The following is a 26,987-nucleotide window of genomic DNA, read 5'->3' as shown; positions in this document are numbered from 1 at the left end:
TGCCTGCATTGTGCGTTACAAACTCCCTGCCGGGCGACTGCCTCTTCCTGCAGAACTTAATGTTCTCCCTGTTTGCTTACCGCCGAGGCTCTCCAGACGCATCTGGAACGGAGGGAACGGCATATCAATACCGTGCTCGCGGAAGCCTGCCAGAATCAGTTGATGGATTTCATGGCGCAGCGGCATGCGATGTCCCATCTCTGCGGCATAAATACGCAGTTCGAAGATTTGAATCCCCTGCTGCAGGTCAACCAGGAAGACTTCAGGTGCCGGATTATCGATAACCAGCGAACAGCGCTGCGCGGCAGTCAGCAGGATCTGCGTAACCTCCTCGCTATTAGCCTCCGACGGTGCCGGGATGGTTAACACCACACGGGTAACGGAATCGGATAACGACCAGTTGATAAACTGTTCAGTGATAAAGGCTTTGTTGGGCACGATGATCTCTTTGCGGTCCCAGTCGCTGATAGTGGTGGCGCGGGTATTAATTTTCGTCACGCTACCGGTAAGATCGCGAATCGTCACCGTGTCGCCAATGCGGATTGGTTTTTCAAACAGGATAATCAGGCCGGAAATAAAGTTGGCGAAGATCTCCTGCAAACCAAAGCCCAGACCGACACCGAGAGCCGCCACCAGCCATTGCAGTTTGGACCATTCAATACCGATCATCGAGAAACCAACCAGACCGCCAATCAGCATCAGCAAATACTTGGTAATGGTGGTGATGGCATAACCGGTGCCGGGGGTTAAATCCAGATGTTGCAGTAGTGCCAGCTCCAGCAGTGCGGGTAGGTTGCGCACTAACTGGGTGGTGATGATAAATACCAGAATCGCGATAAGCACCGCGCCCAGCGTTATCGGTTCTAAGCTTTCCACGCCCTGAACCGTGGAGGTGACATCCCACAACGAGATGTTTTCCAGGAAGCCGAAAGCGGAATGAATTTCTGACCACAGTACAATGACCGAGAGCAGGGCGATAAGCATCAGGATAGAACGTACCAGGCGCAGCGATTGCGCGCTGATAGCATCCAGATCCACTTCGCTTTCATCAACGTCAATCGCGCCTTCAAGGCTGGTGGAATGCGGTGGTTCTTCTTCGCCCCGCGCGCGCTGCGCCAGCATTTCAGCGCGTCGATGCTTGGCGCGGTCAAACGCCAGGCGGCGACGCTGAATCAGCATCCAACGGCGGATAACGTGATACACCACCAGTAATAAGAACCAAATCGCTACAGACGTTTCCAGACGTGCCAGCAGGGCTTGTGACGTGGCGAGGTAGCCTACTGCCGCGGCGAGAATGGCAATCAGCGGCGCACCCATCAGCATATTCCACAGCATGCTGTTGACCATGTTATCGCTGTTGCCCTCTTTATCGAGGTACAGCGGTATCCCGGCGCGTTTCAGGCTCAGGGTTACGACCGCCAGCGCACCGCAAATCAGAATAAAGCACAGACGTCCCAGTGAGGCGGAGAATTCCCGGTCATTGAGGTTATCAAACATAATCACCGCCATGATCAGCGGGACAATCAGCCCAATGCTCATCAGGTAATAGTGCATAGCTTTCGCGACGCGGTTCCGCGGCCAGCCAAAGTGGGCAATGAACAGACCGTTGGGGCGTGCAAAGGTGGCGCAGATCATTACCGCCCACAGCATGGGCACCGTGGCGGTAACGCCATCGCCGATCGCGACAGCCAACGGATAAGGCCAGGCTTCCTGCAATCCGTAACCGAGCGTTGCCCACAGCACTGGCAACGGCGAAGCGACGAGTATTGACCAGAATACCGTGCGTATTGTCAGCCAGAAGTGGTCCTGGGTGACTTTCCCGACCCGCGCGGACGAGCGTTCAAGGAAACGGGTGAAGTGCTTGCGCGAAGAGAGGCTAAAGCCAACTAATACCAACGCCGCGAACAGCGGTAGCAGCGTTTCTTTGCTGGTCAGCATCATGATGCTGGCTTTGCCCAACTGATTAAACGTATCTAATGAGATCAGACGCCGCAGATCCTGAACGATGTCGACAGGCCAGGAGAGGGAGATAGGGCTAACGTCTGACGTCCAGAACAGGTAGCGGTGCGTCGCTTCATTGACCTCTTTTAGCGCATCTTCCAGTTGGCTGTTGGAAACTTTGAGCTTGGTCAGCTCAAGGATCAGCGTATCGCCGCCCTGTAACAATGAGTTCAGCAACTCACGCTGGGTGCGTAGCTGGGCGTTGAGGATGCTGCTCTGTTCAGCGGTCAGAGGTTGTCCATCGGCCTGATGAATCTGACGCAGCTGCGGCTGTTTGTTGAGGAGATCCTCATAGCGCATGCGGTGTACGCGAAGCTGCGCCATTTCGGTATCCAACTGCTGAGGTTTAGGCATTTCCGGCAGACGGGATACCTGCGCTCGCAGCGCTTCTCCCAGCATATTTGAAACCCCAAGCCACTGAGACTGCTCTCGCAGCGTATTCAATGCCTGACGCACCTGCAGCGTTTGGCTGGCGGCCTGACGCTGCTGCGAAGCGACCAGGTCCATACGCTGTGCTTGCTGGTTTAAGGCCTGAGACAGCTCGCGGTTTACCTTGAACTGGTCGACAATACCCTCCGGCAGTCCCGCGCTGTTTTCCGCCAGCAGTTCAGTGCTTTCCAGCGCTCGCTCAGCTTCACGCTGACGTTGACTGTTAAGCTGGTTGCGCAAAGCCTGCAGGTAAGCGTCGAGTTGTTGACTCTGTTTTTCCGCCAGTTCGGAGCGCATACGCGCCAGTTCCTGACGGTTATTGGCGGAAAGCTGCGCCAGCTCCAGTTCATCGACCTGGGCTTTAAGTTTGGCGGATTCAGCCTGCATCGCCTGATTCTGTGCGGAATTGCCGTTGGCGGTACCAATGCGTCGCTCAAGCTCATTGAGCTGGCGGCGGGCATCGGTTTGCTGTTGAGGAAGCTGGCTTAACGAGTCGGCGATTTCCCGGGCGCGATCCTGCTCCTGTTGGGCCTGACGACTCTTTTCCAGCAGTTGGCTGCTAACCTGGAGGATCTCCTGGTTTAACGCATCGGTAGTGAGTCCGGTTGGTACATTGCGCGGTTCATCACGCAGGTTGCTAAGCTGCGCGCGTAACGTTGCGGACAGCTTGGGGAAGTTATCAATAACTTGCTGGTATTGCTGGGCGCGCTCGAGAGAGCCTTTACGCTCCTCAAGGGCATTCAGCGCGGACTGGAGCGCCTCGACGGTTTCTGGCTGAGCGGGTTTTGCCGCTTTTGCCTGCTCCAGTTCCTGGGTGAGTTGTTTGGCATCGGGGGCCGTCGCAGCGTACGCCCCCAGGCTGAGGCACCAGGCCATCAGAAAAGTGATAATCAGGCGCACAGCAGCGATTCCTATGTTTAACTTTCGTCTTTTTTGTCGTCAACCAGCGGGCTGGCATCGTGTTCTGCTTCGATCTCTTCTTTCGCCAGCGGGGCCGGTTCTGCCTCTGGCGTCACGAAAGTCTCGGTCGAGATGGCCATTGGTTGGCCGATTTTGGTCACGGACAGATCCTGCAACTGCTCAACCAGGTTAACTTTGCCAGGTGCGAACAGGTTGATGACGGTGGAACCGAGCTTAAAGCGGCCCATTTCCTGACCTTTCAGCAGCGCCACCGACCCTTCGCTTTCGCCTTCCGGCCAGGTCCAGCGCTTGATGACGCCTTCACGCGGTGGAGTAATGGTGCCAGCCCATGCGGTTTCAATACTGCCGACGATGGTCGCGCCGACCAGAATCTGCACCATCGGGCCAAATTCGGTATCAAACAGACAGATTACACGTTCGTTGCGGGCAAACAGGTTCGGTACGTTTTGCGCAGTCAGGATGTTTACAGAGAAGAGATCGCCCGGCACGTACATCATTTCACGCAGGATACCGTTACACGGCATGTGTACACGGTGGTAATCGCGTGGAGACAAGTAAGTGGTTACAAACGTACCGTTGCGGAATTTGTCCGCCATCTGATAGTTGCCAGCCAGCAGCGCTTCAAGGGTATAGCTGTGCCCTTTAGCCTGCAGCAGTTTGTCTTCCTCGATGTTGCCTAACTGGTTAATCACACCGTCAGCGGGCATGACCAGTACGTTTGGATCGGTATTAATCGGACGAGCATCGTCGCGCAGCGGGCGAACAAAGAAGTCGTTGAAGGTGCGATAGCTGGCGGTGTCCGGCTTTTGCGCCTCTTTCATATCGACCTTGTAATATTTCACGAACAGATCGATAACCAGTTTGGTCAGCCATCCCGCTCGTTTGCTCGCACCCCAACCCGCCAGGCGAGTGAGCCATAGTTTCGGCAGAATGTATTGTAGCGAAAGCTTAAATGAGTTTAACAAGGTAGCCTCCAGGCCATAATTTGTTCCCGATCCGGCATACGGGCCGGATCCTGAAAAAAGGGGGACGATTCTAGCGATGCTTAGCTTAGTTGTCAGTTGTCTGTATCAGAAAAGTTTTTACGCGTTTTTACCTGCGCCATGCTTTCCAGGATGCGGTGATAATTTTCAAACCGGGTTTCGGCTATGGCCCCTTTTTCTACAGCCTCACGGATAGCGCAGCCTGGATCGGTATCATGCTTGCAGTCGCGGTATTTGCAATGGCCCAGGTAGTCATGAAATTCGACAAAGCCATGCGTGATTTGTTCCGGCTCCAGATGCCACAGTCCAAACTCACGTACGCCAGGGGAGTCGATAACGTCGCCGCCGTGCGGGAAGTGATACAGGCGAGAGGCCGTGGTGGTGTGCTGTCCAAGGCCGGAGTTGTCAGAGACATCATTGGTCAGGATCTCTTCCTGCAGGCCGAGGAGGTTATTGAGCAGGCTGGATTTACCTACGCCCGATTGACCGGCAAAAATGCTGATGCGATCGGTTAATGCTTCTTCAAGCGGTTTCAGGCCGTCTTTTGTGCGGCTTGATACCATCAACACCCGATAGCCAATGTTGCGATAGATATCCATCTGTTCGTTAACGAAGGCCATGCCTTCATCATCCAGCAGATCGATCTTATTCAGCACGATAATCGGTTCAACGTGTAGCGTTTCGCAGGCTACCAGATACCGGTCGATAATATTGAGTGACAGCTCGGGTAAGATGGCTGAGACAATAACGATCTGGTCGATGTTGGCGGCAATAGGCTTTACCCCGTCGTAAAAGTCGGGGCGTGTCAGTACCGAGGTACGATCGTGTACCGCTTCAACGATACCTTTGACATTCACGCCTTCAGCTGCCGCTTTACCCGGGCGCCAGACTACGCGATCGCCAGTAACCAGCGAGCGAATTGTACGGCGGATGTTGCAGCGGTGAATTTCACCGTCAGCAGACTCTACGTCGGCATGCATGCCAAAACGGCTGATAACGATGCCTTCAGCGGTTTCGCCAAACAGGTTGTCGTCGTAGTCAGGCTTCTCCGTGGACGTTTTAAGACGACGCTGGTGATTGGCGTTCACACGGCGCTGTTGGCCTTTGGAGAGTTTATTCTTACTCAATCGGACTGGCTCCTGGTCGCCCATGATGGGCAAAACATTTATGATACACACAATTTTAGATCAATGTAGTCACACTGAATGTGACGCTGAAGGGTGGAAAATAGCATGAGTGCCAATGAAAACAACCTGATTTGGATCGATCTGGAGATGACAGGTCTGGATCCCGAGCGCGATCGCATTATTGAGATCGCCACGCTGGTGACGGATGCCAACCTGAATATTCTGGCTGAAGGACCGACAATTGCGGTGCACCAGTCCGACGAACAGCTGGCATTAATGGATGACTGGAACGTACGTACGCATACCGGAAGTGGGCTGGTGGAGCGCGTGAAGGCGAGCACCATGGGCGATCGTGAAGCTGAACTGGCCACGCTGGCTTTTTTGAAAGAGTGGGTTCCGGAAGGGAAATCACCTATCTGCGGCAACAGCATCGGGCAGGATCGTCGTTTCCTGTTTAAATACATGCCGGAGCTGGAGGCGTATTTCCATTATCGCTATCTGGACGTCAGTACGCTCAAAGAACTGGCGCGTCGTTGGAAGCCGGAAATCCTTGCGGGCTTCACCAAGCAGGGAACACATCAGGCGATGGACGACATTCGTGAATCTGTTGCTGAGCTTGCTTACTATCGCGAACATTTTATTAATCTTTGATTTTGTTCTCCGGTGGCTTGCGCCACCGGTTTTTTGACGCTAAATTGTTCAGCTTGATTGCAAATTAATCACTTGAACAAATTTTCGAAAAAAACGCTTTCAGGGGGGTTGCAGCTAAACGGATTTCTCGTATAATGCGCCTCCCGTAACGACGCAGAAATGCGAATTACGACAGCAACAAAAGCAGTACAGATTTGCGGGAATAGCTCAGTTGGTAGAGCACGACCTTGCCAAGGTCGGGGTCGCGAGTTCGAGTCTCGTTTCCCGCTCCAAAATTTGAAAATGCTTATTAAGCAAAGACACACCCAAGCGGGAATAGCTCAGTTGGTAGAGCACGACCTTGCCAAGGTCGGGGTCGCGAGTTCGAGTCTCGTTTCCCGCTCCAAAATTTGAAAGTGCTTATTAAGCACAGACACACCCAAGCGGGAATAGCTCAGTTGGTAGAGCACGACCTTGCCAAGGTCGGGGTCGCGAGTTCGAGTCTCGTTTCCCGCTCCAAATTCTTACCCCAATAAAAATATCCACAACGAATAATCGCGTTGGGGACGTTTTGTTTCGTCATTGACATACTCTTGTAAACAGACTTATCCACAGGTTCGGGTATTATTCCTGGAATGCAAAAAACTTCGCCGGGTGAATAGTATCATTTTAACTATTTGAAATTATTAATTTAATTATCATTGCAAATTGTTAATGCGATCACTTGACGATTTTTTCCCTCTTGAATATCAATGTGTTTTTATTTTTATACACAAGCTGTGGATGACTTAAGCGTCGCGCGGCAGACCCTTCTCAATGACCCTGACCAAACGTTGTTTCTGCGGTAGCTGCACCTCAACTACGCAGGCATTTCGCTTCTCGATTTGCTGAGCAACCGCCCACTCTATGTGTTCGTCGAGAAGTGGGTGCTCACCTCTGCGACTTTCCAGTGCGTGAAGAATGGCTTCATTCCAGGGAGCATTACCCAACGCAACGGCGATATTTCGCAGCCAGCGCAGGTGGCCAATACGACGAATGGCAGACCCCTCCGTGACTTTTAAAAACCACGCTTCGCTCCAGCTAAACAGCTCTATTAACTCCGGAGCATGAAGCTGCTTGCGCGGGTTGAAGTCATCTTCTGCCGTCAACTGTGAATAGCGGTTCCACGGGCAAATAAGCTGGCAATCATCGCAGCCGTAAATTCGATTCCCCAACAATGGACGAAATTCTTCCGGGATCGCGCCTTCCAGTTCGATAGTGAGATAAGAGATACAGCGGCGCGCATCCACCGTGTAGGGTTCAACAATGGCCCCGGTGGGACAGATGGTCATGCAGGCGACGCATTTCCCACATCCTTCTTCTACTGGTTGGTCGATCGGTAGGGGTAAGTCGATCAGTAATTCCCCGAGGAAGAAAAATGAACCGGCTTCGCGATTGAGGATAAGTGAGTGCTTACCTGTCCAGCCAAGCCCGGCTTTTTCCGCTAACGGACGCTCAAGAATGGGCGCAGAATCGACAAAAGGTCTAAAATTCAGCGAAACGCAGTGCTGTTGAATCATCTCTCCCAGCTTTTTTAAGCGGTTACGTAGCAGCTTATGGTAGTCGCGCCCCAGCGCGTAACGGCTGACGTAACCCAGAGAAGGATTCTTCAACGTGCTGGCGAAGGCCGCATTGGCAGGAAGATAGTTCATACGTACGCTGATGACACGTAGCGTACCGGGCAATAATTCGTGAGGTCGGGCGCGCATCATGCCGTGACGGGCCATCCAGTCCATCTCGCCGTGGTATTGTTTATCCAGCCAGGCCTGCAGTTTGGGTTCCGCTTCGCTGAGGTCGGTATCGGCAATCCCGACCTGCTGAAAGCCAAGCTCCAGCCCCCACTGCTTAATATTTTGCGCTAACTGATTGAGATCGAGGGGCTCTGACATGACGGACCATACAATGAAGAAAAACCCCGCAAGTATACCACACTCCATCTGGCACGCCGATGACATCAGGCGGATGGAGCGAGAGGCGGCAGACAGTTCAGGGCTGACGCTGTACGAACTGATGCAACGGGCGGGAGAGGCGGCGTTTCAGGTCACTCATGAGGCTTATCCGAACGCCCGGCACTGGCTGGTGCTATGTGGTCATGGCAACAACGGCGGTGATGGTTACGTAGTGGCAAGACTTGCCAAAGCGCTGGGTCTTGAAGTTACGTTGCTGGCGCAGGAAAGTGACAAACCGCTCCCCGAGGAGGCGCAGCAGGCGCGTGATGCCTGGCTTAACGCTGGTGGCGTCATTCACGCGGCGGATATCAATTGGCCAAATAACGTGGACGTCATTATTGATGCGCTGTCAGGCACTGGCTTAAAACATGCGCCGCGTGAGTCTCTCTCGGTATTGATTGAACGTGCCAATTCTCACCCAGCCCCCACCGTGGCGATAGATATTCCCTCCGGCCTGCTAGCGCAGACGGGAGCGACGCCGGGCGCGGTCATCAACGCAGCGCATACCATTACCTTTATTGCATTCAAGCCGGGCCTGCTCACCGGTAAAGCGCGCGATGTCACCGGGCGTCTGCATGTTAACGCACTTGGGCTGGACGACTGGCTGGTGGGGCAGAATGCGCCAATACAACGTTTTGATGCTCAACAGCTTGCACACTGGCTAACGCCGCGTCGACCCACCTCGCACAAGGGGTCCCACGGTCGACTGGTGATTATCGGCGGTGACCACGGTACGGCAGGCGCAATACGCATGGCCGGGGAAGCCGCGCTGCGAGCAGGTGCCGGGCTGGTCAAAGTGCTGACGCGCAGTGAAAACATTGCGCCTATTTTGACAGCCAGACCGGAACTGATGGTCGATGCGCTGACGCCGCAGACGCTGGAAGAGAGTCTGGCGTGGGCGGATGTAGTGGTGATAGGCCCCGGGCTTGGTCAGCAGGAGTGGGGCAAAAAAGCGCTGCAAAAAGTGGAGAATTTTCGCAAACCGATGCTCTGGGATGCGGATGCGCTGAACCTGCTGGCAATCAACCCCGATAAACGTCACAATCGCGTGATCACGCCGCATCCAGGTGAAGCCGCGCGACTGCTGGGTTGTTCCATTGCAGAAATTGAAGACGATCGCTTACTTTGTGCACAACGTCTGGTAAAACGGTACGGAGGCGTGGTGGTGCTGAAAGGCGCGGGTACGGTTGTTGCTGCTGAACAGGCGGAGTTGGGTATTATTGATACCGGCAATGCCGGGATGGCCAGCGGCGGAATGGGGGATGTGCTTTCCGGTATTATTGGCGCATTGCTCGGACAGAAGCTTACCCCGTATGATGCAGCATGTGCGGGATGTGTTGCGCACGGAGCGGCGGCGGATGTGCTGGCGGCGCGTTTTGGTACGCGCGGCATGCTGGCGACAGATCTCTTTACCACGCTACAGCGTATTGTTAACCCTGATGTGATTGACGTTTATCATGATGAATCGAGTAATTCCACTACCTGATGAGCAGGCGACTTTAGACCTGGGACTGCGGGTAGCCAAAGCCTGTGACGGCGCGACGGTTATATATTTGTACGGCGACCTGGGGGCGGGTAAAACCACCTTCAGCCGGGGATTTCTGCAGGCGTTAGGTCATAAAGGTAATGTAAAAAGCCCCACCTACACGCTGGTTGAACCCTATTCACTCGATAACTTGATGGTATATCACTTCGATTTATACCGACTTGCGGACCCAGAGGAGCTGGAATTTATGGGGATCCGCGATTATTTTGCCAATGATGCCATCTGCCTGGTGGAATGGCCGCAACAAGGTAAAGGTGTACTGCCAGACCCGGACGTCGAAATACACATTGAATACCAGGCGCAAGGTCGAGAGGCGCGTGTAAGCGCAGTCTCCTCATCAGGTGATTTATTGCTGGCGCGTTTAGCCGATTAACCTTAAGGGTGGCGGGATGATTTATCGCATCAGAAACTGGCTGATGGCAACCCTGGTCCTGCTGTGCGCGCAGGCAGGGGCCGCCAGCCTCTCCGATCTTCAGGTGTCCAATGGCGATCAACAGGCGCGGATTACGCTGAGCTTTATTGGCGATCCTGAATATGCCGTTTCGCAGGACGGGAAACGAACCGTCGCGCTGGATATTAAACAAACCGGTGTGATTCAGGGGTTACCGCTGCTGTTTAGCGGCAATAATCTGGTGAAATCTATCCGTTCCGGCACGCCAAAAGATGCGCAGTCTCTGCGCCTGGTGGTGGATTTAACCGAGAACGGTAAAGCCGAAGCAGTAAAACGCCAGAACGGCGGCAATTATACCGTCGTGTTTACCATCAACGCTGATGCGCCGCCGCCGCCTCCACCTCCCGTGGTTGCAAAGCGTGTTGAAGCGCCGATTGTTGCCCCACGTCCTGTCGAGCCAGCGCGCAATCCGTTTAAAGCAGAAAACGATCGCACTACGGCTGTGACTAACAGCAATACCTCCACGCGCCCTGCGGCGCGCGCCAGCACCAGCAACGGCGATAAGGTGGTGATTGCCATTGATGCCGGACACGGTGGACAGGATCCTGGCGCTATTGGTCCTGGCGGCACGCGTGAGAAAAACGTCACGATTGCCGTGGCGCGCAAGCTGCGCAGTTTGCTCAATGATGACCCGATGTTTAAAGGTGTACTCACCCGTGATGGTGATTACTTTATCTCGGTGATGGGGCGTTCAGACGTCGCGCGTAAACAAAACGCCAATTTCCTGGTTTCTATTCACGCGGATGCCGCGCCAAATCGTGATGCCACAGGTGCTTCCGTTTGGGTGCTGTCAAACCGTCGGGCGAACAGTGAGATGGCCGGCTGGCTGGAACAGCACGAGAAGCAATCGGAGCTGTTGGGCGGCGCGGGCGATGTGCTGGCAAACAGCCAGTCCGATCCTTATCTCAGCCAGGCCGTACTGGATCTGCAGTTCGGTCATTCGCAGCGCGTCGGGTATGATGTGGCGACCAGCATGATCGGCCAGTTAGAACGTATTGGTTCGATGCATAAGCGTCGTCCAGAACACGCCAGTCTTGGCGTACTGCGTTCGCCTGATATCCCGTCAGTGCTGGTTGAAACTGGCTTTATCAGTAACAACAGCGAAGAGCGCTTGTTGGCGAGCGATGATTACCAGCAGCAACTGGCTGAGGCGATTTACAAAGGATTGCGTAACTATTTCCAGGCGCACCCGATGCAAACCGGGCCGCAGGGCGCACCGGCGCAAACCGCCAGCGCCATATCGCCGGGTAACACGTTAACAAATTAAGGATTAGCCATGCCGATTCAGGTTCTACCGCCACAGCTGGCGAACCAGATTGCCGCAGGCGAGGTGGTAGAACGGCCTGCGTCAGTGGTGAAAGAGCTGGTGGAAAACAGCATCGATGCCGGTGCGACGCGCATTGATATCGATATTGAACGCGGCGGCGCGAAGCTTATCCGTATTCGTGACAACGGCTGCGGGATTAAAAAAGACGAGCTGGCGTTGGCGTTGGCGCGTCATGCCACCAGTAAAATAGCCTCGCTTGACGATCTTGAAGCCATCGTAAGCCTCGGATTTCGCGGCGAAGCGCTGGCCAGTATCAGCTCCGTGTCTCGTTTAACCCTGACGTCGCGTACGCAAGAACAACCCGAAGCCTGGCAGGCGTATGCCGAAGGGCGTGACATGGATGTCACAGTTAAACCCGCTGCGCATCCGGTGGGAACCACGCTGGAGGTGCTAGATCTGTTCTACAACACCCCGGCGCGGCGCAAATTTATGCGCACCGAGAAAACCGAATTTAATCATATCGACGAGATTATTCGCCGCATTGCGCTGGCGCGTTTTGATGTGACGATAAATTTGTCGCACAACGGCAAAGTGGTGCGTCAGTACCGGGCAGTGGCCGCGGATGGGCAGAAAGAGCGCCGACTGGGCGCGATTTGCGGCACGCCGTTTCTGGAGCATGCGCTGGCGATCGAATGGCAGCATGGCGATTTAACATTGCGCGGCTGGGTGGCCGATCCTAACCACACAACGGCAGCACTGGCAGAAATCCAGTACTGCTACGTGAATGGTCGGATGATGCGCGACCGGCTGATCAACCATGCTATCCGCCAGGCCTGTGAAGATAAGCTGGGAGCCGATCAACAGCCCGCTTTTGTGTTGTATCTGGAAATCGATCCGCATCAAGTGGATGTCAACGTACACCCAGCTAAACATGAGGTCCGTTTCCATCAATCCCGGCTGGTGCACGATTTTATTTACCAGGGCGTGTTGAGTGTCCTGCAACAGCAGCTTGAAACGCCGCTGCCGTTGGCTGATGACAACGAACCCGCCCCAAGGCACATTCCGGAAAACCGCGTTGCTGCTGGACGCAACCATTTTGCCGAGCCGGCTCCCGCGCGTGAACCTGCGACACCGCGGTACTCAGCATCCGCTGGCACTGGAAGTGGCAGTAGCGGTGGCAGTAGTGGTGGCGGTGGCCGTCAGGCGGGGGCCAGTTGGCCTCATGCTCAACCCGGATACCAAAAGCAGCAGGGCGAAATTTATCAGCAACTGATGCAGACGCCGGCTCCAACGCGTAAAACGCCGGTCTCTGAAACGCCATCGACGCCTCTGACTGGCAGCAGTCAGGGCTTTGGCCGGGTGCTAACGATAGTTGGTGCAGACTGCGCGTTACTCGAGTGCGATGGCCATATTCGGTTGTTGGCATTACCGGTGGCTGAGCGTTGGTTGCGTCAGGCGCAGTTAACGCCGGGTCAGGGAGCGGTTTGTGCTCAACCGTTACTGATCCCTTTACGTCTAAAAGTGACCGCTGATGAAAAAGCGGCACTGCAAAAAGGACAGAGCCAACTGGCTGAGTTGGGCATTGAATTTCAGCTGGATGCGCAGCATGTGACCATCCGGGCGGTGCCTTTACCCTTACGCCAACAAAATTTACAAATCTTGATTCCTGAACTGATAGGCTACCTGGCGCAGCAATCCGTATTCGAGCCGGGCAATATTGCACAGTGGATCGCACGTAACCTGATGAGCGAGCATCCACAGTGGAGCATGGCACAGGCGATTACGCTGTTAGCGGATGTTGAGCGGCTCTGCCCACAACTCGTGAAGGCACCGCCGGGTGGTCTGTTACAACCTGTTGATTTACATTCGGTAATGAATGCCCTGAAACATGAGTGATACCCGTAAGGCGAGCCTGCCAAAGGCGATTTTTTTGATGGGGCCAACGGCCTCCGGTAAAACGGCATTAGCAATTGAATTGCGTAAAGTTTTGCCCATAGAGTTGATAAGCGTTGATTCCGCCCTTATTTACAAGGGGATGGATATCGGTACAGCTAAACCTGATGCAGCTGAATTACAGGCCGCACCGCACCGATTGCTGGATATCCGCGATCCATCGCAGGCGTACTCCGCTGCGGATTTTCGTCGCGATGCGTTAGCCGAGATGGCCGACATCACCGCCGCGGGCCGTATCCCGTTGCTGGTGGGCGGCACAATGTTATATTTCAAAGCCTTGCTTGAAGGACTGTCGCCGTTACCGTCGGCGGACCCGGAAGTCAGGGCCAGAATTGAGCAGCAGGCGGCAGAGCAGGGTTGGGACGCGTTACACCGACAGCTTCAGGACATCGATCCCGTGGCAGCGGCGCGTATTCATCCAAATGATCCGCAAAGACTTTCCCGGGCACTGGAAGTTTTTTTCATTTCGGGTAAAACTTTAACGGAGCTGACGCAAACGTCAGGAGATGCTTTGCCGTATCAGGTGCATCAGTTTGCAATCGCCCCGGCGAGCCGTGAACTGCTCCATCAGCGAATTGAGCAGCGTTTTCATCAGATGTTAGCTTCAGGTTTTGAAGCAGAAGTCCGGGCGCTTTTTGCCCGTGGAGATTTGCATACGGATTTGCCTTCCATTCGTTGTGTAGGGTATCGCCAGATGTGGTCATACATTGAAGGTGAAATTTCATACGATGAAATGGTTTATAGAGGTGTTTGCGCCACGAGGCAGTTGGCGAAGCGACAGGTAACCTGGTTGCGTGGTTGGGAAGGGGTGCACTGGCTTGACAGTGAAAAGCCTGACCAGGCGCGAAACGAAGTATTACAGGTTGTTGGTGCTATCGCGAACTGAATGTGTACAATTGAAACGTATCGTGCGCAATTTTTCAGAATCGAAAGGTTCAAAGTACAAATAAGCATATAAGGAAAAGAGAGAATGGCTAAGGGGCAATCTTTACAAGATCCGTTCCTGAACGCACTGCGTCGGGAACGTGTTCCAGTTTCTATTTATTTGGTGAATGGTATTAAGCTGCAAGGTCAAATCGAGTCTTTTGATCAGTTCGTGATCCTGTTGAAAAACACGGTCAGCCAGATGGTTTATAAGCACGCGATTTCTACTGTTGTCCCGTCTCGTCCGGTTTCTCATCACAGCAATAATGCCACCGGCGGCACAGGCAGCAACTACCATCACGGTAGCAACGCGCAAGGTTCATCTGCGCAACAGGACAGCGAAGAAACCGAATAAGGTTATTAGCTGTTTTACATACGGGGAGCCAGCGATCCTGTGTTCCCCGTTGATTTATATTAAGGGGTTGACGCTTGTTTGACCGTTATGATGCCGGTGAGCAGGCGGTACTGGTACACATCTATTTTTCGCAAGACAAAGATATGGAAGACCTCCAGGAGTTTGAATCTCTGGTTTCTTCCGCCGGTGTCGAAGCAATGCAGGTGATTACCGGGAGCCGTAAAGCACCGCACCCGAAGTATTTTGTTGGTGAAGGTAAGGCAATCGAAATTGCCGAAGCCGTAAAAGCGACTGGCGCTGCGGTGGTGATTTTTGATCATGCTCTAAGCCCTGCCCAGGAACGTAACCTGGAACAGTTGTGCCAGTGTCTTGTTATCGACAGGACTGGTCTCATTTTAGATATTTTTGCCCAGCGTGCGCGAACCCATGAGGGTAAGTTGCAGGTTGAGCTGGCGCAGTTGCGCCATATGGCTACGCGTCTGGTCCGTGGCTGGACTCACCTTGAACGGCAAAAGGGCGGGATTGGTTTGCGCGGCCCGGGTGAAACCCAGCTCGAAACCGACCGTCGTTTGCTGCGTAATCGCATTTTGCAGATACAGTCGCGCCTGGAAAAAGTTGAAAAGCAACGTGAGCAGGGGCGACAGTCGCGCAAGAAAGCGGATGTCCCAACCGTATCACTGGTGGGATATACCAACGCCGGAAAATCCACCCTGTTCAACCAGATCACCGAAGCCCAGGTCTACGCAGCAGATCAGCTGTTTGCGACCCTGGACCCGACGCTACGCAGAATAGACGTTGCGGACGTGGGTGAGACTGTGCTGGCGGATACCGTTGGGTTTATCCGTCATTTGCCGCACGACCTGGTGGCGGCGTTTAAGGCCACCTTGCAGGAAACACGTCAGGCGACATTGCTGCTGCACGTTATTGATGCAGCAGATTTTCGTGTGCAGGAAAACATTGAGGCCGTCGATACGGTGCTCGAAGAGATCGATGCGCATGAGATCCCGACCCTGCTGGTGATGAATAAAATCGATATGTTGGATGACTTTGAGCCGCGTATCGACAGAGATGAAGAGAATAAACCCATTCGCGTTTGGGTATCAGCGCAAACGGGGATTGGTATACCACAACTTTTTCAGGCTTTGACTGAGCGACTTTCCGGTGAGGTGGCGCAGCATACGTTGCGTTTGCCGCCGCAGGAAGGGCGTTTGAGAAGCCGGTTTTATCAACTTCAGGCAATAGAAAAAGAGTGGATGGAGGAGGACGGCAGCGTAGGTCTGCAGGTTCGTATGCCGATCGTAGACTGGCGTCGCCTCTGTAAACAAGAACCGGCACTGGAAGACTATGTTGTCTGATCTGACGGATATGGCCTGAAGATTTTTTCGCCTCTATACCTTGTGGATTTTGTGCGGCAGGAAGGCGGCAAGTCCTGAAATCTCCAGGAACATAGTCAACTATGTGACTGGCGTTGAGGGACGCAGCCAACGCAACGGCAGCGCAAAAGACGCAGGTATAGCATCGCATAACAAATATGGAGCACAAAAATGGCGTGGAATCAGCCCGGTAATAACGGACAAGACCGCGACCCCTGGGGAAGCAGCAAACCTGGCGGCAACCCTGAGGGAAATGGAAACAAAGGTGGTCGCGAGCAGGGACCTCCCGATCTGGACGATATCTTCCGCAAACTGAGTAAAAAGCTCGGTGGTCTGGGTGGCGGTAAAGGTACTGGCTCTGGCGGCGGTAGTTCATCGCAAGGCCCGCGTCCGCAACTGGGCGGTCGAGTCTTTACTATCGCAGCGGCCGCTATCGTCATTATCTGGGCGGCCAGCGGTTTCTATACCATTAAAGAAGCGGAACGCGGCGTGGTAACACGCTTCGGTAAATTCAGCCATTTGGTTGAACCGGGTCTGAACTGGAAACCGACCTTTGTCGACGAAGTGACACCGGTCAACGTTGAAGCCGTGCGTGAACTTGCCGCATCCGGCGTCATGCTGACCTCTGACGAAAACGTCGTGCGCGTCGAAATGAACGTACAGTACCGCGTGACCGATCCGCAGCGTTACCTGTTTAGCGTAACCAGCGCGGATGACAGTCTGCGTCAGGCTACCGACAGTGCCCTGCGTGGGGTTATCGGTAAATACACCATGGACCGTATCCTGACCGAAGGTCGTACCGTTATTCGTAGCGATACCCAACGTGAACTGGAAGAAACGATCCGTCCGTACAACATGGGTATCACCCTGCTGGACGTCAACTTCCAGGCTGCACGTCCGCCGGAAGAAGTAAAAGCCGCGTTTGACGATGCTATCGCAGCACGTGAAAACGAACAGCAGTACATCCGTGAAGCGGAAGCGTACACCAACGAAGTTCAGCCGCGTGCAAACGGTCAGGCGCAGCGTATTCTGGAAGAAGCGCGTGCGTATAAGACTCAGACAATCCTGGAAGCACAGGGTGAAGTGGCTCGCTTCGCAAAAATTCTGCCGGAATATAAAGCCGCACCGCAAATTACCCGCGAGCGTCTGTATATCGAAACCATGGAAAAAGTGTTGAGCAATACCCGCAAAGTCCTGGTTAACGATAAAGGCAGCAATTTGATGGTTCTGCCGCTGGATCAAATGCTGAAAGGTGGTAGTGCGCCAGCAGCAAAGACTGACAGCAGTTCAAACCTGCTGCGTCTGCCGCCAGCAACGACTTCCAGCACTGGAGCAAGCAACACATCGTCCACCAGTCAGGGCGATATTATGGATCAACGCCGCGCGAATGCGCAGCGTAACGACTACCAGCGTCAGGGGGAATAACGATGCGTAAGTCAGTTATTGCGATTATCATCATCGTTCTGGTAGTTCTGTTCATGTCTGTCTTTGTGGTCAAAGAAGGCGAGCGCGGTATTACTCTGCGCTTTGGTAAAGTTCTGCGTGACGATGAAAACAAGCCGCTGGTCGTAGCACCTGGCCTGCACTTCAAGATTCCGTTTATTGAATCTGTGAAGATGCTGGATGCGCGTATTCAGACCATGGACAACCAAGCCGATCGCTTTGTTACCAAAGAGAAGAAAGACCTGATCGTTGACTCCTACATCAAGTGGCGCATCAGTGACTTTAGCCGTTACTACCTGGCAACGGGCGGTGGCGATGTTTCTCAGGCGGAAGTCCTGCTGAAACGTAAGTTCTCTGACCGTCTGCGTTCTGAAATTGGTCGTCTGGACGTGAAGGACATCGTTACCGATTCCCGCGGTCGTTTGACCCTGGAAGTTCGTGACGCGCTGAACTCCGGTTCTGCTGGCACGGAAGACGAAGTGGCGACTCCGGCAGCAGATAGCGCGATTGCCGAAGCGGCTGAACGTGTTCAGGCTGAAACGAACGGTAAAGTACCGGTCATCAACCCGAACAGTATGGCGGCATTGGGCATCGAAGTTGTTGACGTGCGTATTAAGCAAATCAACCTGCCTGCTGAAGTGTCCGAGGCTATCTACAACCGTATGCGCGCTGAGCGTGAAGCGGTAGCGCGTCGCCATCGTTCACAAGGCCAAGAAGAGGCGGAAAAACTGCGTGCAACGGCTGACTATGAAGTCACTAAAACGCTGGCAGAATCTGAGCGTCAGGGCCGTATTATGCGCGGTGAAGGCGATGCAGAAGCCGCTAAGCTGTTTGCCGATGCGTTCAGTCAGGATCCGGACTTCTACGCCTTCATCCGTAGCCTGCGTGCTTACGAGAAGAGCTTTGAAGGGAATCAGGACGTAATGGTCATGAGCCCAGACAGCGATTTCTTCCGCTACATGAAGACACCAAATACCGCGACACGCTAATCGCGTTCCAGCGGTTTTAAAGCAGCAAAACCACCGGCATCTCCAGGGATGCGGTGGTTTTCTTTTTATATAAGGGCGATGGATGAATTCAACAATTTTGCTGGCGCTCGCGCTGGTTTTGGTGCTGGAAGGGCTGGGTCCGATGCTTTATCCCAGCGCATGGAAGAAAATGATCTCTGCAATGGCGCAACTTCCCGAAAATATTTTGCGTCGTTTTGGTGGAGGTCTTGTGGTTGCGGGCGTTGTGGTCTACTACATGTTGAGGAAAACGATTGGCTGATCAATAAGTAGACTAATTTGCGGATTTTCGCATGCAAAAAGTGCTGTATATCTGAAAAAGCGGTGGTAGAATCCATTTTTAAGCAAACGGTGATTTTGAAAAATGGGTAACAACGTCGTCGTACTGGGCACCCAATGGGGTGACGAAGGTAAAGGGAAGATCGTCGATCTTCTGACTGAACGGGCTAAATATGTTGTGCGCTACCAGGGTGGTCACAACGCAGGCCATACTCTCGTAATCAACGGTGAAAAAACCGTCCTCCATCTTATTCCATCAGGCATTCTTCGCGAAAACGTAATCAGCATCATCGGTAACGGTGTTGTTCTGTCTCCGTCCGCGCTGATGAAAGAAATGAAAGGACTGGAAGATCGTGGTATCCCGGTTCGCGAGCGCCTGCTGCTGTCTGAAGCTTGTCCGCTGATCCTTGATTATCACGTTGCGTTGGATAACGCTCGTGAGAAAGCGCGTGGCGAGAAAGCGATCGGTACTACCGGTCGTGGTATCGGTCCGGCTTATGAAGACAAAGTAGCTCGTCGCGGTCTGCGTGTTGGCGATCTGTTTGATAAAGCAACTTTCGCTGAAAAACTGAAAGAAGTGATGGAATATCACAACTTCCAGCTGGTGAATTTCTATAAAGTTGAAGCAGTTGACTACCAGAAAGTGCTGGATGATGTGATGGCTATCGCCGACATCCTGACCTCAATGGTTGTTGATGTTTCCGATCTGCTGGACCAGGCGCGTAAGCGTGGCGATTTCGTCATGTTTGAAGGTGCACAGGGTACGCTGCTGGATATCGACCACGGTACCTATCCGTACGTAACGTCCTCCAACACCACCGCAGGTGGCGTGGCAACCGGCTCCGGCCTGGGCCCACGTTATGTGGACTACGTTCTGGGTATCATCAAAGCTTACTCTACTCGTGTAGGTGCGGGTCCGTTCCCGACTGAGCTGTTTGATGACGTTGGCGAGTTCCTGTGCAAACAAGGTAACGAGTATGGCGCGACCACCGGTCGTCGTCGTCGTACCGGTTGGCTGGATTCCGTTGCTGTACGCCGTGCAGTACAGATTAACTCCCTGTCTGGCTTCTGCCTGACCAAACTGGACGTACTGGACGGTTTGAAAGAGGTGAAAATCTGTGTTGCTTACCGTATGCCGGATGGCCGCGAAGTAACGACTACTCCGCTGGCAGCTGACGACTGGAAAGGTATCGAGCCGATTTACGAAACCATGCCGGGTTGGTCTGAATCCACCTTCGGCGTGAAGGAACGTAGCGGTCTGCCGCAGGCAGCGCTGAACTACATCAAGCGTATTGAAGAACTGACCGGTGTGCCGATTGATATTATCTCAACTGGCCCAGACCGTACTGAAACCATGATCCTGCGCGACCCGTTCGACGCATAATTCTGGTTATAGCGTAGCGTCAAACGGCGCTGCGCTTGCACTAATTTAGGCCGGATAAGGTGCTTTGCATCAGAATCCGGCTTAAAATCACGTAAGTTCCTCGCTTTTTTCCTTCCCGAACTGAAATAAATTAGCGACCTGGCTGGTGGCTGGTTTATCATCAATGTAATTAATACTACCAGGTTTATCCGTTTTATCCCTTTTCCTGAGGTTGATGTGCAGTTAACAAGTTTCACCGATTACGGATTACGTGCGCTAATCTACATGGCGTCACTTCCCGAAGGACGTATGACCAGTATTTCTGAGGTGACAGAAGTCTACGGCGTGTCCCGTAATCATATGGTCAAAATAATCAATCAACTTAGCCGGGCGGGCTTTGTTACTGCTATTCGAGGAAAAAATGGCGGTATCCGCCTGGGTAAACCCGCTAAGGATATTGGTATTGGTGATGTGGTTCGCGAGCTGGAACCCTTATCGTTGGTCAACTGTAGCAGCGAGTTTTGCCACATTACCCCGGCCTGTCGACTCAAACAGGCGCTTTCTAAAGCAGTGCAAAGTTTTCTCACGGAACTGGACAACTACACACTTGCTGATTTGGTTGAAAAGAATCAACCGCTTTATAAATTATTGCTGGTGGAGTAACGACTCCCGCCAGCAGCGATGATGACGGAGGAACCGACATGTCACAAGATCCTTTCCAGGAACGCGAAGCAGAAAAATACGCGAATCCTATCCCGAGCCGGGAATTTATCCTCGAACATTTAACTAAACGTGAAAAGCCGGCCAACCGCGATGAGCTGGCCGCTGAACTCAATATTGAAGGTGAAGAGCAGCAAGAAGCGCTGCGTCGTCGCCTGCGCGCGATGGAGCGTGACGGACAACTGGTCTTCACCCGTCGTCAATGCTATGCGCTGCCGGAGCGTCTCGACCTGCTGAAAGGTACCGTTATTGGCCACCGTGATGGCTACGGCTTTCTGCGCGTTGAAGGCCGCAAAGATGACCTGTATCTGTCCAGCGAGCAAATGAAAACCTGCATTCATGGCGATCAGGTGCTGGCGCAGCCGTTGGGCGCGGACCGTAAAGGTCGCCGCGAAGCGCGTATTGTGCGCGTACTGGTGCCGAAAACCAGCCAGATTGTCGGCCGCTACTTCACCGACGCTGGTGTTGGATTTGTCGTCCCAGACGACAGCCGCCTGAGCTTCGATATTCTGATCCCGCCGGAAGAGGTAATGGGCGCTCGTATGGGCTTTGTGGTTGTCGTTGAACTGACCCAGCGTCCAACTCGCCGCACTAAAGCGGTGGGTAAAATTGTTGAAGTGCTGGGTGACAACATGGGAACCAGCATGGCCGTTGATATGGCCCTGCGTACTCATGAAATCCCATATATCTGGCCGCAGGCGGTTGAGAAACAGGTCGCCGGGCTGAAAGAAGAAGTGCCGGAAGAGGCGAAAGTAGGACGTGTCGATCTGCGCTCCCTGCCGCTGGTGACTATCGATGGCGAAGATGCGCGCGACTTCGACGATGCGGTTTATTGCGAGAAGAAACGCGGCGGTGGTTGGCGTTTATGGGTGGCGATTGCTGACGTAAGCTATTACGTCCGCCCGCCGACTCCGCTGGACCAGGAAGCGCGTAGCCGTGGCACATCCGTTTACTTCCCGTCGCAGGTTGTTCCGATGCTGCCGGAAGTGCTGTCCAACGGATTGTGTTCACTCAACCCGCAGGTGGACAGGTTGTGTATGGTCTGTGAAATGACCATTTCGTCGAAAGGCCGCTTAACCGGCTTTAAATTCTACGAAGCGGTCATGAGTTCCCACGCACGTCTGACCTACACCAAGGTCTGGCACATGCTGCAGGGCGACCAGGAGCTGCGTGAGCAGTACGCACCGCTGGTTAAACACATTGAAGAGCTGCATAACCTCTACAAAGTGCTGGATAAGGCCCGTGAAGAGCGTGGCGGTATCTCGTTTGAAAGTGAAGAAGCGAAATTTATCTTCAATGCTGAACGCCGTATTGAGCGTATCGAGCAGACGCAGCGTAACGACGCGCACAAGCTGATTGAAGAGTGCATGATCATGGCGAACATCTCCGCGGCACGATTCGTTGAGAAAGCCAAAGAGCCAGCGCTGTTCCGTATTCACGATAAGCCGACGACCGAAGCGATTAACTCGTTCCGTTCCGTCCTGGCAGAGCTGGGGCTGGAGCTGCCAGGTGGCAACAAACCTGAGCCGCGTGATTACGCTGAACTGCTGGAGTCGATTGCTGACCGTCCTGACGCAGAAATGCTGCAAACCATGCTGCTGCGTTCGATGAAGCAGGCGATTTACGATCCGGAAAATCGTGGTCACTTTGGCCTGGCGCTGCAATCTTATGCACACTTTACTTCACCGATCCGTCGTTACCCGGATCTCTCCTTGCACCGGGCGATTAAGTATCTGCTGGCGCAGGAGCAGGGCCATAAGGGCAACACCACGGAAACCGGTGGCTACCATTATTCGATGGAAGAGATGCTGCAACTGGGTCAGCACTGTTCGATGGCCGAGCGCCGTGCTGATGAAGCTACGCGCGATGTCTCTGACTGGCTGAAGTGCGACTTCATGCTGGACCAGGTGGGTAATGTCTTCAAAGGCGTGATTGCTAGCGTGACCGGATTTGGTTTCTTTGTCCGTCTTGATGAACTGTTTATCGACGGTCTGGTGCATGTCTCCTCTCTGGATAACGACTACTATCGTTTCGACCAGGTTGGGCAGCGCCTGACAGGGGAATCCAGCGGCCAGATGTATCGCCTGGGCGATCGCGTGGAAGTTCGCGTGGAAGCAGTCAACATGGACGAGCGTAAGATCGATTTCAGTTTGATCTCCAGTGAACGTGCGCCGCGTAATGAAGGTAAAACTGCGCGCGAAAAAGCCAAAAAAGGCGATGCGGGTAAAAATACCGGTAAACGTCGTCAGATGGGCAAAAAGGTGAATTTCGAGCCGGACAGCGCTTTCCGCGGCGAGAAGAAAGGCAGAGCCAAACCTCAGGCGGATAAGAATGCGGCTGAGAAGAAAGGTGATAAAAAAGCGAAAAAGCCCTCGGCAAAAACGCTTAAAATTGCTGCCGCCACTAAAGCTAAACGTGCGGCGAAAAAGAAAGTCGCACAATAACAGCCATAGACTGTAAGTCGGGCAACCTTCGCGTTGCCCGGCGTTACGCATAAACTATTAACGAGTACATTCATGAGTGAAATGATTTACGGCATCCATGCGGTGCAGGCCCTGCTGGAACGTGCGCCTGAGCGCTTCCAGGACGTCTTTATTCTCAAAGGTCGTGAAGATAAACGCCTGCTGCCGCTGATCCACGCACTGGAAGCACAGGGTGTTGTCATTCAACTGGCTAACCGTCAGTTTCTGGATGAGAAAAGCGAGGGTGCGGTACATCAGGGGATTATTGCTCGCGTGAAGCCGGGCCGTCAGTATCAGGAAAACGATCTGCCGGATCTGATTGCTACGCTCGATCAGCCGTTCTTTTTGATTCTCGATGGCGTCACCGATCCGCATAACCTGGGTGCATGCCTGCGTAGCGCTGATGCTGCTGGCGTACATGCTGTAATCGTACCGAAGGATCGTTCCGCACAGTTGAATGCGACGGCGAAAAAAGTGGCCTGTGGTGCGGCAGAAAGCGTACCGCTGATCCGCGTCACCAACCTGGCGCGCACCATGCGTATGCTGCAGGAAGAGAATATCTGGATCGTCGGAACCGCAGGTGAAGCCGACCATACTCTCTATCAGAGCAAAATGACCGGTCGTCTGGCGCTGGTGATGGGCGCAGAGGGTGAAGGTATGCGCCGTCTGACTCGCGAACACTGTGACGAACTGATCAGCATCCCGATGGCAGGGAGCGTTTCGTCATTGAACGTTTCAGTTGCGACGGGTATCTGCCTGTTTGAAGCCGTCCGCCAGCGCGGCTAAACTTATTTTTCAGACAAAGTCACCCGGATTCGGGTGGCTTTTTTTTATTTTAAACGAGTATGATAAAGGGTAGGAAATGATATTCATTTCATTTATTTTTAATTGAATTATATATGGATAATATATGGCATGGACTCCGCAGTTGCTTGCTGAAGCAGTACAAACTCTTCCTGAATTAAATATAGATATTGAATATAACGAGCAATCATTAATTATCAAAATGAATGATTATGGTGATTTATCACTCGGTATTTTATTCACATCCCGCCAGATAATTATTGAAACAGTTATTTGTCCTGTCTGCAGTATTAATCAGAAAAATGAATTCAATATTTTCTTATTACGTAATCAGAAACTCCTTCCTCTGTCTTCCGTGGGGATTTCTCGCGTTCAGCAGGATGAATATTACGTCGCATTTGGAGCACTTTCGCTTAATTCATCACTTGATGATGTAGTGCTGGAGATGACTACGCTTGCGGAAAACGCGCTAGATCTGGCTGAAATCACTGAAGAATACACTCACGAATAACAAGGAACGCTATTTATGGGAATTTTAAAAAGCCTGTTTACCCTCGGTAAGTCCGTACTGTCTCAGGCGGAAGAGTCAATTGAAGAAGCGCAGGGGGTCCGCATGCTGGAGCAGCATATCCGTGATGCGAAAGGTGAGCTGGATAAAGCCGGAAAATCACGAGTAGACCTGCTGGCGCGCGTGAGGCTGAGTAATGACAAGTTGAACGATCTGCGTGAGCGTAAATCCAGTCTGGAAACACGAGTGTTGGAAGCGCTAAGTAAAAACGCTAACCCGTCACTGATCAACGAAGTTGCAGAAGAAATTGCCCGCTTAGAGAATGTCATTGCTGCAGAAGAGCAAGTACTCGCTAACCTTGAATTGTCGCGGGATGGCGTTGAAAAAGCGGTGAGTGCAACCGCACAACGGATTGCACAGTTTGAACAGCAGCTTGAGGTGGTAAAGGCGACGGAAGCGATGCAGCGCGCCCAGCAGGCAGTGACCACCTCAACCGTAGGCGCGTCTTCGAGTGTGTCTACAGCCGCAGAGTCGCTCAAGCGTTTGCAAACGCGACAGGCAGAGCGTCAGGCCCGTCTGGATGCCGCTGCGCAGCTGGAAAAGGTTGCGGATGGGCGTGACCTGGATGAGAAGCTGGCCGAAGCCGGCATTGGGGCGAGCAATAAAAGTTCGGCTCAGGATGTACTGGCACGACTGCAGCGTCAGCAAGGCGAGTAATGCTGTTTACTTGGGTCATCAAAACGTGCCAACGGCATCTTTCAAGACTGACCTGGCCTGCATTATTCGGCCTGTTCGCTGGGCAGTACCTGTTTTGTTACCTGGTGCTGAGATTACTGGGTGAAGAAACGCTGGTGGGTCGTCTGAGCGATTTTATCTATTACTGCTCAGTCGTCGGCTCAACATTGGGTTTTGGCGACATCAGTCCGCAAACTGCGGCAGGCCGGATTTTTACGGTGATCTGGCAAATTCCTGTCAGCGTTGGTTTATTTGGCGCATTAATGGGAAAGGTTATCGGCCTGGTGCAAGGGATGTTAGCAAAAGGAATGATGGGGATGGGAGATTATCGGCATTTGCGAAACCATATGCTGGTGGTCGGCTGGCGAGGCCACCAGACGGAAAAAATGATATCGCTGCTGCTGTATGACACCCGGCGTGTTTTTGAGCGGGTGCTCCTGTGTGAATCCGATGACATACAGCATCCTTTGTCGGGAAATAACTGGGTCGATTTCATTCGTATACGTAATTTTAATGACCCGCAAGAGCATGCTCGTATGGGGTTATGCAATTGCCAGAGTGCGATCATATTTGCTCGTACAGATGAACTCACGTTCACCATCGCGCTTTCACTGGCGGATTCGATTCCTGAACAATGCCATGTGGTTGCTTATATGGAAGATGAGCGTTACGCAGGATTGCTGGAAGTTCATTGTCCACGTATTGAAATTGTGCGCAATCTCTCCGCTGAGCAGCTTTCTCGATCCATTCAGGATCCGGGGTCTTCGCAGTCGGTCGCATCCATCATGAATCCCATGCTGGGTGATACAGGGTTTGCCGTGCCAATACCTGAGGAGGTCGTTTCAATTCGTTATGGCGATCTCATGCGTTATATGAAGCTTCGCCACGATGCCACAGTTTTGGGTATTAGCAGCTGCAAAAATGGTCGGGGTATGGAATTAAATCCGGTCATTTCGACAGAGGTAAAGGGCGGTATGTGGCTGCATTTGATAGGTAACAGCCGCATTCTGGCGAAAGAGATTGCATGGATGGAGATAGAGGGAAAATGATCACGAGTTTTATCCGGCGTTTATTTGGTAAAGAGGCTGTTGTTGCGCCAGCCCGCGGGCCGTTAGGGTTACATCTGAATGCTGGTTTTACGCTTAACACGCTGGCATTTCGTCTGCTTGAAGAGTCACTATTGATCGAATTGCCTGGTGAGGAGTACACCGTTGCAGCCGCCAGCCACATTGATTTAGGCGGCGGAAGCCAGATTTTTCGCTACTACACGTCCGGAGAAGAGTTTCTGCAAATTAATACCACGGGCGGCTCAGACATTGATGATATCGACGATATCAAATTCTTTGTTTATGCGGAAAGTTACGGGATTTCGAAGAAAAAACACTGGCAGTCTGCCATTAGCCCTTCTGCAATAGGGACTCCGGCGCTTAGCTGGCAGGAAGAGCGCTGGCAACGCTTTTTTAACGAGGAAGAACCGGGGAACATTGAGCCGGTTTATATGCTGGAAAAAGTAGAAAATCATCAGCATGCCATATGGAATGTACATAATTTTACCATGGGCTATCAGCGACAGGTTACAGAGGATACATGGGAATACCTGCTGTTGAACGGTGAAGAGTCGTTTAATGAGCAGGGAGAGCCAGAGTGGGTATTCTCACGGGCGCTGGGTGTAGATATTCCATTAACATCACTTAATGTAATTGGTTAATTTCAGGGAA

General features: G+C 52.9%; 23 protein-coding genes and 3 tRNA genes. 22 read left to right on the top strand and 4 right to left on the bottom strand.

The window, feature by feature from the left end; genetic code table 11:
* Window positions 1–15: 15 nt before the first annotated feature.
* From mscM to rsgA, 3 genes are all read right to left on the bottom strand, one after another.
* Window positions 16–3,330, bottom strand: a complete 3,315-nt coding sequence (gene mscM / locus SK35_RS21980; RefSeq protein ID WP_008785996.1) for a miniconductance mechanosensitive channel MscM — start codon at window positions 3,328–3,330, stop codon at window positions 16–18.
* A 17-nt stretch (window positions 3,331–3,347) separates the two neighbouring features.
* The gene (gene asd, locus SK35_RS21975) at window positions 3,348–4,316 is read right to left on the bottom strand and encodes an archaetidylserine decarboxylase (protein WP_008785997.1); all 969 of its coding nucleotides are present in this window, start codon (window positions 4,314–4,316) and stop codon (window positions 3,348–3,350) included.
* A 92-nt stretch (window positions 4,317–4,408) separates the two neighbouring features.
* Entirely contained in the window at window positions 4,409–5,461 is a 1,053-nt protein-coding gene (rsgA, locus tag SK35_RS21970; RefSeq protein ID WP_170974257.1) for a small ribosomal subunit biogenesis GTPase RsgA, read from the bottom strand.
* Window positions 5,462–5,566: 105 nt separating this feature from the next.
* On the opposite strand from rsgA, the gene orn reads away from it, so the two are divergent.
* From orn to SK35_RS21950, 4 genes are all read left to right on the top strand, one after another.
* Window positions 5,567–6,112 carry an oligoribonuclease gene (orn, locus tag SK35_RS21965; RefSeq protein ID WP_020996267.1) on the top strand — a complete coding sequence of 182 codons (546 nt, stop codon included), beginning with the start codon at window positions 5,567–5,569 and terminating at the stop codon, window positions 6,110–6,112.
* A 196-nt stretch (window positions 6,113–6,308) separates the two neighbouring features.
* Window positions 6,309–6,384, top strand: a tRNA-Gly gene (locus SK35_RS21960).
* A 37-nt stretch (window positions 6,385–6,421) separates the two neighbouring features.
* Window positions 6,422–6,497 (top strand) — tRNA-Gly (locus tag SK35_RS21955).
* 37 nt (window positions 6,498–6,534) lie between these two features.
* A tRNA-Gly gene (locus SK35_RS21950) sits at window positions 6,535–6,610 on the top strand.
* Between the two features lie 269 nt (window positions 6,611–6,879).
* Here SK35_RS21950 and queG read toward each other — a convergent pair.
* Window positions 6,880–8,019: a tRNA epoxyqueuosine(34) reductase QueG gene (gene queG / locus SK35_RS21945; protein WP_048215092.1), complete on the bottom strand. Its 1,140-nt coding sequence runs from the start codon at window positions 8,017–8,019 to the stop codon at window positions 6,880–6,882.
* Between queG and nnr the strand changes: the two genes are divergently transcribed.
* The 18 genes from nnr to SK35_RS21855 all read left to right on the top strand — a co-directional run bounded on the left by nnr (window position 8,018) and on the right by SK35_RS21855 (window position 26,977).
* Window positions 8,018–9,565 carry a bifunctional ADP-dependent NAD(P)H-hydrate dehydratase/NAD(P)H-hydrate epimerase gene (gene nnr / locus SK35_RS21940; RefSeq protein ID WP_048215091.1) on the top strand — a complete coding sequence of 516 codons (1,548 nt, stop codon included), beginning with the start codon at window positions 8,018–8,020 and terminating at the stop codon, window positions 9,563–9,565. The genes queG and nnr overlap by 2 nt on opposite strands.
* A complete protein-coding gene (gene tsaE / locus SK35_RS21935; protein ID WP_008786002.1) occupies window positions 9,537–9,998 on the top strand; it encodes a tRNA (adenosine(37)-N6)-threonylcarbamoyltransferase complex ATPase subunit type 1 TsaE in 462 nt (153 codons plus the stop codon). Before nnr ends, tsaE begins: the two co-directional genes overlap by 29 nt.
* Before the next feature lie 16 nt (window positions 9,999–10,014).
* Window positions 10,015–11,343, top strand: a complete 1,329-nt coding sequence (gene amiB / locus SK35_RS21930; RefSeq protein WP_048215090.1) for an N-acetylmuramoyl-L-alanine amidase AmiB — start codon at window positions 10,015–10,017, stop codon at window positions 11,341–11,343.
* Window positions 11,344–11,352: 9 nt separating this feature from the next.
* Window positions 11,353–13,239 carry a DNA mismatch repair endonuclease MutL gene (gene mutL / locus SK35_RS21925; RefSeq protein ID WP_048215089.1) on the top strand — a complete coding sequence of 629 codons (1,887 nt, stop codon included), beginning with the start codon at window positions 11,353–11,355 and terminating at the stop codon, window positions 13,237–13,239.
* The gene (gene miaA, locus SK35_RS21920; RefSeq protein WP_008786004.1) at window positions 13,232–14,182 is read left to right on the top strand and encodes a tRNA (adenosine(37)-N6)-dimethylallyltransferase MiaA; all 951 of its coding nucleotides are present in this window, start codon (window positions 13,232–13,234) and stop codon (window positions 14,180–14,182) included. The genes mutL and miaA overlap by 8 nt, the downstream gene beginning before the upstream one ends.
* A gap of 84 nt (window positions 14,183–14,266) precedes the next feature.
* Window positions 14,267–14,575: an RNA chaperone Hfq gene (hfq, locus tag SK35_RS21915; RefSeq protein WP_003025584.1), complete on the top strand. Its 309-nt coding sequence runs from the start codon at window positions 14,267–14,269 to the stop codon at window positions 14,573–14,575.
* Between the two features lie 74 nt (window positions 14,576–14,649).
* The gene (gene hflX, locus SK35_RS21910; RefSeq protein WP_003830495.1) at window positions 14,650–15,930 is read left to right on the top strand and encodes a ribosome rescue GTPase HflX; all 1,281 of its coding nucleotides are present in this window, start codon (window positions 14,650–14,652) and stop codon (window positions 15,928–15,930) included.
* Window positions 15,931–16,119: 189 nt separating this feature from the next.
* Window positions 16,120–17,373 (top strand): FtsH protease activity modulator HflK, encoded by a 1,254-nt coding sequence (gene hflK / locus SK35_RS21905; protein WP_008786005.1) that lies wholly within the window; start codon window positions 16,120–16,122, stop codon window positions 17,371–17,373.
* Window positions 17,374–17,375: 2 nt separating this feature from the next.
* Window positions 17,376–18,380 carry a protease modulator HflC gene (hflC, locus tag SK35_RS21900; RefSeq protein ID WP_003830491.1) on the top strand — a complete coding sequence of 335 codons (1,005 nt, stop codon included), beginning with the start codon at window positions 17,376–17,378 and terminating at the stop codon, window positions 18,378–18,380.
* Between the two features lie 82 nt (window positions 18,381–18,462).
* Window positions 18,463–18,660 carry a DUF2065 domain-containing protein gene (locus SK35_RS21895; protein ID WP_003025602.1) on the top strand — a complete coding sequence of 66 codons (198 nt, stop codon included), beginning with the start codon at window positions 18,463–18,465 and terminating at the stop codon, window positions 18,658–18,660.
* Between the two features lie 102 nt (window positions 18,661–18,762).
* The gene (gene purA, locus SK35_RS21890; protein ID WP_003025606.1) at window positions 18,763–20,061 is read left to right on the top strand and encodes an adenylosuccinate synthase; all 1,299 of its coding nucleotides are present in this window, start codon (window positions 18,763–18,765) and stop codon (window positions 20,059–20,061) included.
* 216 nt (window positions 20,062–20,277) lie between these two features.
* Window positions 20,278–20,703, top strand: coding sequence for a nitric oxide-sensing transcriptional repressor NsrR (gene nsrR, locus SK35_RS21885; RefSeq protein ID WP_003830485.1), 426 nt, complete (start codon window positions 20,278–20,280; stop codon window positions 20,701–20,703).
* Between the two features lie 38 nt (window positions 20,704–20,741).
* The gene (gene rnr, locus SK35_RS21880) at window positions 20,742–23,204 is read left to right on the top strand and encodes a ribonuclease R (RefSeq protein WP_048215088.1); all 2,463 of its coding nucleotides are present in this window, start codon (window positions 20,742–20,744) and stop codon (window positions 23,202–23,204) included.
* Between the two features lie 72 nt (window positions 23,205–23,276).
* A complete protein-coding gene (rlmB, locus tag SK35_RS21875) occupies window positions 23,277–24,008 on the top strand; it encodes a 23S rRNA (guanosine(2251)-2'-O)-methyltransferase RlmB (RefSeq protein ID WP_003830482.1) in 732 nt (243 codons plus the stop codon).
* A 124-nt stretch (window positions 24,009–24,132) separates the two neighbouring features.
* Complete coding sequence (locus SK35_RS21870) at window positions 24,133–24,537, top strand: YjfI family protein (protein ID WP_048215087.1); 405 nt, start codon at window positions 24,133–24,135, stop codon at window positions 24,535–24,537.
* Window positions 24,538–24,552: 15 nt separating this feature from the next.
* The gene (locus tag SK35_RS21865; protein ID WP_048215086.1) at window positions 24,553–25,251 is read left to right on the top strand and encodes a PspA/IM30 family protein; all 699 of its coding nucleotides are present in this window, start codon (window positions 24,553–24,555) and stop codon (window positions 25,249–25,251) included.
* Window positions 25,251–26,318, top strand: coding sequence for a potassium channel family protein (locus tag SK35_RS21860; RefSeq protein WP_048215085.1), 1,068 nt, complete (start codon window positions 25,251–25,253; stop codon window positions 26,316–26,318). Before SK35_RS21865 ends, SK35_RS21860 begins: the two co-directional genes overlap by 1 nt.
* Window positions 26,294–26,977 carry a YjfK family protein gene (locus SK35_RS21855; RefSeq protein WP_156174778.1) on the top strand — a complete coding sequence of 228 codons (684 nt, stop codon included), beginning with the start codon at window positions 26,294–26,296 and terminating at the stop codon, window positions 26,975–26,977. The genes SK35_RS21860 and SK35_RS21855 overlap by 25 nt, the downstream gene beginning before the upstream one ends.
* Window positions 26,978–26,987: the final 10 nt, after the last annotated feature.

The organism is Citrobacter sp. MGH105, from assembly GCF_001037485.2.
GTDB classification, from domain to species: Bacteria; Pseudomonadota; Gammaproteobacteria; order Enterobacterales; family Enterobacteriaceae; genus Citrobacter; species Citrobacter portucalensis.
This window is presented reverse-complemented; position numbering and strand designations above follow the sequence as displayed.

Bases quoted from the DNA above. Each gene is read 5' to 3' on its own strand.
- orn (WP_020996267.1), top strand. From the start codon at position 5,567: ATGAGTGCCAATGAAAACAACCTGATTTGGATCGATCTGGAGATGACA.
- nnr (WP_048215091.1), top strand. From the start codon at position 8,018: ATGACGGACCATACAATGAAGAAAAACCCCGCAAGTATACCACACTCC.
- queG (WP_048215092.1), bottom strand. From the start codon at position 8,019: ATGTCAGAGCCCCTCGATCTCAATCAGTTAGCGCAAAATATTAAGCAG.
- tsaE (WP_008786002.1), top strand. From the start codon at position 9,537: ATGATGAATCGAGTAATTCCACTACCTGATGAGCAGGCGACTTTAGAC.
- amiB (WP_048215090.1), top strand. From the start codon at position 10,015: ATGATTTATCGCATCAGAAACTGGCTGATGGCAACCCTGGTCCTGCTG.
- mutL (WP_048215089.1), top strand. From the start codon at position 11,353: ATGCCGATTCAGGTTCTACCGCCACAGCTGGCGAACCAGATTGCCGCA.
- miaA (WP_008786004.1), top strand. From the start codon at position 13,232: ATGAGTGATACCCGTAAGGCGAGCCTGCCAAAGGCGATTTTTTTGATG.
- hfq (WP_003025584.1), top strand. From the start codon at position 14,267: ATGGCTAAGGGGCAATCTTTACAAGATCCGTTCCTGAACGCACTGCGT.
- hflK (WP_008786005.1), top strand. From the start codon at position 16,120: ATGGCGTGGAATCAGCCCGGTAATAACGGACAAGACCGCGACCCCTGG.
- hflC (WP_003830491.1), top strand. From the start codon at position 17,376: ATGCGTAAGTCAGTTATTGCGATTATCATCATCGTTCTGGTAGTTCTG.
- SK35_RS21895 (WP_003025602.1), top strand. From the start codon at position 18,463: ATGAATTCAACAATTTTGCTGGCGCTCGCGCTGGTTTTGGTGCTGGAA.
- purA (WP_003025606.1), top strand. From the start codon at position 18,763: ATGGGTAACAACGTCGTCGTACTGGGCACCCAATGGGGTGACGAAGGT.
- rnr (WP_048215088.1), top strand. From the start codon at position 20,742: ATGTCACAAGATCCTTTCCAGGAACGCGAAGCAGAAAAATACGCGAAT.
- rlmB (WP_003830482.1), top strand. From the start codon at position 23,277: ATGAGTGAAATGATTTACGGCATCCATGCGGTGCAGGCCCTGCTGGAA.
- SK35_RS21870 (WP_048215087.1), top strand. From the start codon at position 24,133: ATGGCATGGACTCCGCAGTTGCTTGCTGAAGCAGTACAAACTCTTCCT.
- SK35_RS21865 (WP_048215086.1), top strand. From the start codon at position 24,553: ATGGGAATTTTAAAAAGCCTGTTTACCCTCGGTAAGTCCGTACTGTCT.
- SK35_RS21860 (WP_048215085.1), top strand. From the start codon at position 25,251: ATGCTGTTTACTTGGGTCATCAAAACGTGCCAACGGCATCTTTCAAGA.
- SK35_RS21855 (WP_156174778.1), top strand. From the start codon at position 26,294: ATGGATGGAGATAGAGGGAAAATGATCACGAGTTTTATCCGGCGTTTA.